The organism is Thalassotalea mangrovi, from assembly GCF_005116735.1.
Lineage (GTDB): Bacteria > Pseudomonadota > Gammaproteobacteria > Enterobacterales > Alteromonadaceae > Thalassotalea_A > Thalassotalea_A mangrovi.
Genome location: NZ_SWDB01000048.1, coordinates 1 through 3,298, shown reverse-complemented (window position 1 = coordinate 3,298; position 3,298 = coordinate 1). Strand labels below are relative to the sequence as shown.

2 rRNA genes are annotated in these 3,298 nt (G+C 41.5%); one reads left to right on the top strand and one right to left on the bottom strand.

Annotated elements, in window-relative coordinates:
• Window positions 1-51 precede the first annotated feature (51 nt).
• Window positions 52-172: ribosomal RNA gene (gene rrf, locus E8M12_RS16570) — 5S ribosomal RNA — on the bottom strand.
• Between the two features lie 1,938 nt (window positions 173-2,110).
• Between rrf and E8M12_RS16565 the strand changes: the two genes are divergently transcribed.
• Window positions 2,111-3,298 (top strand): 16S ribosomal RNA (locus tag E8M12_RS16565); the annotation flags it as partial.

The window sequence follows — 3,298 nt, the reverse complement described above, 5'->3', positions numbered from 1 at the left end:
AAACAAAAAAAAAAAAAAAAAAAAAAAAAAAAAAAAAAAAAAAAGAAATAAAGATTGCAGCACCTGAGTTTCGCGTATGGTCACCCACTACACTACTCGGTCAGGCTCTTACCAGCTTAACTACAGTTGATCGGACGGGAAACGGTGCTTTCTGGTAGATATGGCCGCAACCGATAGTTTAACGGAAACGCAGGTGATATGAGGGCAGGGTCCAGACATGTTCAGTAGGTGGGAGTGAGAGGTGTTATGGGTGGAGGACAATTTTTATTATATTTCATCTAATAGCAATAGGATATGACAGGTGAAAAAGCAAAAGCAATAGTGCATTGTGATGTGGAGAATAAGGTGCATACGATGAAAAAGGTGATTTGTCATTTACAAGAGGTAGGTCGAAACAGAACATGAAAGTTGGTCGGTAGGTGGCATGCAGAGGTAGTTTCAAGGTGACAGGTTATGAAGATATGGTGCAAAAGACAAATGGATGGTGGCAGGCATAGTAAAATGATGGTGTGGAAGACATAGATGGTATTTGTTTTGCATTTACGGCACCGGATGCGGGCGATAATGACGGGAAGAGATTTAGTATGTGGGACAGAATGTCGGCGGCAGTATTGAGACCATGAGAGTAGCAAACGTAAGTCTAAAGGTTGTTTTATAGTAGTTAGGATGTAGAAAATGTATTCCGATAGGCCATTTTACATTTGGAGGGACGGTTGAAAGTGGACAGAGGAAAAGGTGCGGAAATGGCTGATTTTGATTGTTTATGTTTTGTGTGATGATTTTACATTTTTGCATAGTATTAGGTAGTCAGATGAAAGATGAATAGACATAGGAGTAAGAAAACATAGAATAGTTACCGTTATTGGTAGGAGTGTGGTGGGGTGGTATAGTCCGCATTGGGATGTTACTTTCCTGTTATGGCATGGATTTCCCTTTAGGGTCTCTGAAGCGTATTTCCGTCACCGAAAAAGGCAGAAAAAGGGAAACTGAAGGGAGGATAGTAGTAAAGTTTGAATGGTGGTAGTGTAATGTATGATATCCGTTGGTTTTGGTTTCGGTTGTGAAAAGTTTTTTGGTATGATATTTTGCAAGTAGCATATATTTCTTGTGTGAGAAAGGTATATTTTGTATGTTTTGTATGTTCCCGCGCGTTTCCGTATTTTCCGCTTCCGCTTCCGCAGTAAAAAATAGTGAGGAACTGGGTTACCCGGGGCACCTGTCACTTTGGAAAAAAAATATACGCTAAGATTTTTGGAGAATAGCTTAAATTGAAGTTTTTCTCGGCGAGAAATACGTAGTTAAGGCAGAGCGACAGAGAGGGCAAAAGAAAATAAAAGTAAGATTTTAGTTTGTAATGGGAGGGGGGGTTTAGTCATGGAGTACAAGTGTGAGGAAAAGTAGTTGGGAGGTACTTCATGCGAAAGCAGTTGAAGACAAGTTCGAAAAGAGTTTGGAAACGAATTCGAGTAGGCTTGTCGTTCGTTATGTTTTTGTAAATGGCCTCGTCAAACGGTGGAGAGAGTCGCTAGGTGATCGTCAGATCTGCCTAGTCTCTATACAGCGTGTTTAATTGACATGGGTTGATGCGTATTGAGAGATACAATTTGGGAAGAAATTCCCAGAGTGTGTTTCTTTTGCGTTTAACCTGAACAGTCTCATCGTGGGCATCTTGCGATTCCATTGGTGAGCAGCGAAGGATTTGGTGGATTACTAGCTAATAGCAATCTATTTCAAAGAATTCAAACTTGGGGGAATGCCTTGTTGAATAGCCGGTCGCAAGACTGTGATTCTTCAAGTGTAACCTCCTCTCAAATCAGCGATATCAAACGTACCATTCCGTGAAACACCGGGGTATCTGTTTGGTGGAACCTGATTAGAGGAAACTCAAAGAGTGCTATGGTATGGTGACGGAGTGCGCTGGTCAAGAGTGTAAAAGCTTTTTGAACAGAGAGCATTTCCGGCAGCAGAGAGACCTGAAAAAGCAATTTTTCTGGAATTTCAGCTGTTTCCAAACTCAATAAGTATCTTCTAGCAAGAGGGAATAGGTGGGAAAAAAAAAAAGAGATTTCGGTTTCTTTCTTTTTTACTGCTTGTTGCTTCTTCTTTTAAGATAGTTATCTGGTTGATCCTGCCAGTAGTCATATGCTTGTCTCAAAGATTAAGCCATGCATGTCTAAGTATAAGCAATTTATACAGTGAAACTGCGAATGGCTCATTAAATCAGTTATCGTTTATTTGATAGTTCCTTTACTACATGGTATAACTGTGGTAATTCTAGAGCTAATACATGCTTAAAATCTCGACCCTTTGGAAGAGATGTATTTATTAGATAAAAAATCAATGTCTTCGGACTCTTTGATGATTCATAATAACTTTTCGAATCGCATGGCCTTGTGCTGGCGATGGTTCATTCAAATTTCTGCCCTATCAACTTTCGATGGTAGGATAGTGGCCTACCATGGTTTCAACGGGTAACGGGGAATAAGGGTTCGATTCCGGAGAGGGAGCCTGAGAAACGGCTACCACATCCAAGGAAGGCAGCAGGCGCGCAAATTACCCAATCCTAATTCAGGGAGGTAGTGACAATAAATAACGATACAGGGCCCATTCGGGTCTTGTAATTGGAATGAGTACAATGTAAATACCTTAACGAGGAACAATTGGAGGGCAAGTCTGGTGCCAGCAGCCGCGGTAATTCCAGCTCCAATAGCGTATATTAAAGTTGTTGCAGTTAAAAAGCTCGTAGTTGAACTTTGGGCCCGGTTGGCCGGTCCGATTTTTTCGTGTACTGGATTTCCAACGGGGCCTTTCCTTCTGGCTAACCTTGAGTCCTTGTGGCTCTTGGCGAACCAGGACTTTTACTTTGAAAAAATTAGAGTGTTCAAAGCAGGCGTATTGCTCGAATATATTAGCATGGAATAATAGAATAGGACGTTTGGTTCTATTTTGTTGGTTTCTAGGACCATCGTAATGATTAATAGGGACGGTCGGGGGCATCAGTATTCAATTGTCAGAGGTGAAATTCTTGGATTTATTGAAGACTAACTACTGCGAAAGCATTTGCCAAGGACGTTTTCATTAATCAAGAACGAAAGTTAGGGGATCGAAGATGATCAGATACCGTCGTAGTCTTAACCATAAACTATGCCGACTAGGGATCGGGTGGTGTTTTTTTAATGACCCACTCGGCACCTTACGAGAAATCAAAGTCTTTGGGTTCTGGGGGGAGTATGGTCGCAAGGCTGAAACTTAAAGGAATTGACGGAAGGGCACCACCAGGAGTGGAGCCTGCGGCTTA